The sequence below is a fragment of the Mycobacterium sp. genome (assembly GCF_032162605.1).
Taxonomy (GTDB): Bacteria; Actinomycetota; Actinomycetes; order Mycobacteriales; family Mycobacteriaceae; genus Mycobacterium.
Genome location: NZ_JAVROT010000580.1, coordinates 1 through 3,699, shown reverse-complemented (window position 1 = coordinate 3,699; position 3,699 = coordinate 1). Strand labels below are relative to the sequence as shown.

At 64.2% G+C, this 3,699-nt stretch carries 5 protein-coding genes; 4 read left to right on the top strand and 1 reads right to left on the bottom strand.

Annotated elements, in window-relative coordinates; all coding sequences use genetic code 11:
• Positions 1-370: 370 nt before the first annotated feature.
• Positions 371-673 (bottom strand): STAS domain-containing protein, encoded by a 303-nt coding sequence (locus QOI01_RS32360; protein ID WP_526387702.1) that lies wholly within the window; start codon positions 671-673, stop codon positions 371-373.
• Between the two features lie 372 nt (positions 674-1,045).
• Here QOI01_RS32360 and QOI01_RS32355 point away from each other — a divergent pair, with 372 nt between their 5' ends.
• The 4 genes from QOI01_RS32355 to QOI01_RS32340 form a co-directional block, all read left to right on the top strand.
• Positions 1,046-1,717, top strand: a complete 672-nt coding sequence (locus QOI01_RS32355; RefSeq protein ID WP_526387700.1) for a response regulator transcription factor — start codon at positions 1,046-1,048, stop codon at positions 1,715-1,717.
• Positions 1,718-1,746: 29 nt separating this feature from the next.
• Positions 1,747-2,322 carry an ATP-binding protein gene (locus QOI01_RS32350; protein WP_526387698.1) on the top strand — a complete coding sequence of 192 codons (576 nt, stop codon included), beginning with the start codon at positions 1,747-1,749 and terminating at the stop codon, positions 2,320-2,322.
• Between the two features lie 357 nt (positions 2,323-2,679).
• Entirely contained in the window at positions 2,680-2,895 is a 216-nt protein-coding gene (locus QOI01_RS32345) for a hypothetical protein (RefSeq protein ID WP_526387696.1), read from the top strand.
• A gap of 573 nt (positions 2,896-3,468) precedes the next feature.
• The coding region (locus tag QOI01_RS32340) for an STAS domain-containing protein (RefSeq protein WP_526387694.1) at positions 3,469-3,699 on the top strand (231 nt) is incomplete at its 3' end.

The window sequence follows — 3,699 nt, the reverse complement described above, 5'->3', positions numbered from 1 at the left end:
GTTTGCTCTGACGACGGTCAGTCAGGCCAGCGTGTTCGGTGCCTGGCACGCTGTGCGCTGCGAATTCGACGGCCTGCTTTGGTCAATAGGCGGCTGTCGTTGCTGTTCGCCAAGACGGTGGCGAGGTCGGCGAACTTTCGAGTTATGTCGGTGATCGGTTCGCGGTCAGGCCGGCTCTCTGCTTCTACGGCAGCGCCCCTCGCGGTACACCTCCTGAGGTCCGGAATCCGTGCGCCGGTAGGTGGGCGGCCCGCTCTTGACCGCCAGTCTCCGGGCACGTCCCTTGCCTTGGCAGGCTGGCGATATATGCGTTGCCACGCCACCAGCTTGGAGTGCCGGTCGACCGGCAGGCGGGCTGCCGCCAGAAGGGTTAAGGTTCGATCTCGAAAAAGTCCTCCATTGCGGTGAGCGCGAGAATCCGACTCGCCTGACGGGGCACGCTCCGCAACCGCAGGGCGATGTTCTTGTCGGTCGCTGCGTTCCTGATAGCGACCAGCGCGCCGAGGCCGCTGGAGTCCAGAAACGTCAGCGCGCGCAGGTCGATGGTCATCCGACCACCCGCAGAGGCCGCCCCGATGGCCTCACGCCCGGCGGCGTTCAAGGCGTCGATGCTCGCCATGTCGCACTCGCCCTCGAGGTGAATCACGGGACCCTCGGGGGTGTTGAGATCCATCGATATTTGCACGCTCGGCTACCCATTCTCGACAACTGTGGATGCGACCCGGATCGGCCGGATTCAACTCAACGGGTGCCGATGGCTGGAAGGGCCAGGATGATGACGATCACTCGGATGGTGCCGATGCCGATGTACATAGCCAGTCCTTCGCTTCGGTAGGAGCGGTTCGGTGATCCGGTGCAGTGAGTTCGCCCCGGCTTTGGTGAGCCCGCCCAAGAAGTCCCCGAGGTTGCAATGAGCTGCTGTGTCGACCAATCCCGCCTCCAGCTGCGATGAGCCCCAGGCGCTGTGTTCCTATTCCAGACCGCTACGACTTCACCACCCCTAAGGCGGGGGCGGCACACCCTTAGGGAGGTTTATGTTTGCGCGGTGAGGGTCGTAGCGGGTCGGGCTCCGATCACGGTGGCGTTGGTCGATGACTACGACGTCGTGCTGTTCGGGGTCGCCCGTATGCTGGAGCCCTATCGAGACCGTATCCTCATCGCCGAGCTCGACACCAACGAACCCGTCGAGGATGTCGTCGATATCGCCTTGTATGACTCCTTCGCACAAGCGGAGTCCGATCACGACGAAATCGGCGTGCTCATCGATAACCCGCGCGCACGCAAGGTCGTCGTCTACACCTGGAACTTCCACCCCGATCTGATCGAGCACGCCCGCCGCAAAGGCGTTCACGGATACCTGTCAAAGACGATGGCCGCACGCGAACTCGTCAACGCACTGGAAGCAATACACGCCGGCGAAGTGATCATCAGCGACTCTTCCCGCCGAGCGCGTGGCGCGAGCGGCCTGGACTGGCCCGGTCGCGGAGAGGGCCTCACCGATCGCGAATCGGAGATCCTCGCACTGATCACCCAAGGCAAGAGCAACGCCGAGGTGGCTAGCTTGACATTCCTCAGCCCCAACACCGTGAAGTCCTACATCCGCACGATCTACCGCAAGATCGCGGTTGCGAGCCGGACCCAAGCAGTGCTCTGGGGCGTCAACCACGGGTTCGCCCCCGACCACAACCGGATCGAACATTGGCGCGGCACCCTTTAGCGCAGCGAATGGGTAGCGGAATCTGCTCGATGGCGCAGCCGCTGCTGTATGCGGCAAATCACCGCGGGCCCACCACCGGCTGTAACCAGAGGACGCCTTCTGAGCGCGTTTTGGTCGTGATACCGCGTCGTAATCGGGTACGACGTGATCGTCAGGACATTCCAGCGGCAGCGGGTGGGGCGATGAGTTTCCAATTCAACGCAAGCTTCCCGTGGGACACGGCCACACCGGGAAGGGCACGCTCATGGGCGGCTGAACAGATCTCGGGCGCCCTGCTCAACTCTGCCCTGTTGTCGGCGGGCCTTGACGACGTGGTGTTGGTCGTCAGTGAACTGGTCACGAACGCGTTACAGGCCGGATGTTCGTCGGCCGATCTCCGAATCGAGGTCGATGCCGATACGGTCACAGTAGCCGTCACCGACGATGCCCCCGGCGAGCCTGTCGCGGTTCATGCGGGCCCGGAAGATGTGCATGGTCGCGGATTGTTCGTCGTCGCCGCCCTTGCCAGCGATTGGGGGGTGCGGAAAGCGGACCGCGGTAAGGAGGTGTGGGCACTGCTGCCGGTTGTCTTGGGCGAAGTCCGAGCCGAGCCGACCGCTGGCTGAAGCTGGCCAATGGCTCTCCTGCCGGCCGCTTGACCCGCCAACGAATCGAACCACCTTGGTCGCGCCCGTGCTTGACGACGCGGCCACGTCAGACCGGGACTCGATAGCCCGCGCGCCGGACCCTGCAGCCGAACACGCCCCACGCCGCAAGCCCGGCCTTCCTCCTATCCGACGGCGCGCGCCTCGTCTCAGTCGGCTCGACGCCACGGGACAGCGCCGGACGTCGAACGCGCGCATGGTCACCTCTAACGAAATCCGGCGGATCAGCTCGCTGGTGCGATGCGAGGTTGATCTGCGCGAGACCACCGGCCTTGATCCGGTTCCGCGTGCGGCGGCTACGCGATCCTCACCGTCTCGGTGAGCAGCGTGAGCCTGCCCGACGGAAGCGTCCTGTGGGTGTATCTGGGCGGGGGCGCGAAGGGCGTCATCACCCTCAAAGCAGGGGCTGGCTCGATGAAGCCCGACAACCTCGGCGGCCAGCACCTCACCTTCGCCTCGGTCAGCGTCATCGACGGGCCCCCGCCCATCCTGGCCACACAGCACACCATCGTGGGCGGTGGATTCTTCAGCTAGAACACGAGACGGTGGGCACGGTCTGCACCCCTGCCCGCCGTCAGATCCGGCCACTATGAATGCCGATGGATCGCTGCTTCCCGTATCGGGAACTAGCTTTGCCCACCTACCTATCTATCCGAAAGTGAACGGTGCTCGCCGTCGTCCTGTTGGAACATGGCATCACCGACCAACTTGATCTCGTGGCCGACCAGGCTTCCCCGTCACATCACACTCGCCGCTCTCCCCCGAAGCGGCACCGGCAGATTAGGGCGGGCCCCTCGATCGCCCGAATACTGCGGCTACCGCAGCTTTCGCACAGCCGGTCGCCATGGGTCGCGATAGCAAGACCAACGTCGACGGTCGACTACCCATTCAGAGCACGTGAGGTTCATTATCGATGCCGAACGCGAGGCGATCCCGAACGTCCCGCGCGCTGATCGCCACCTGCGCCACGGAGCGCCGGCTCCACCACGCGAGTGAGGATGGACCGGCTCCCCGCCGTTCGGTCATGCTTTGACTGCGCCTTGTGCGGGGATGATTCCTTGGCAGTGAGGAGACAGCGAGGGTACGTTTTGGCACCAGGGGGTCGGCATGGCTGATTTCTCGATTGACATTTCGGAAGACGGACCGCGGTGTGTGCTGGCGCTCACTGGCGGTCTCGATCTCGCAGCTGGTGACCAACTGATCGCGACGGCCGTCCGTAGTGCAACCGAGACCGATGCGTCGTGCCTGGTCATCGACTTCGCTGCCGTCTCCTTCATCGACTCGGCCGGGCTGGGGGCGCTGGCCGAAATCCGCGACGCGGTGAATCGGATCGGCAAA

What these genes read in the sequence shown, in the direction of transcription:
- QOI01_RS32360 (WP_526387702.1), bottom strand. Translation starts at nt 673, where the DNA reads ATGGATCTCAACACCCCCGAGGGTCCCGTGATTCACCTCGAGGGCGAG.
- QOI01_RS32350 (WP_526387698.1), top strand. Translation starts at nt 1,747, where the DNA reads ATGGCGCAGCCGCTGCTGTATGCGGCAAATCACCGCGGGCCCACCACC.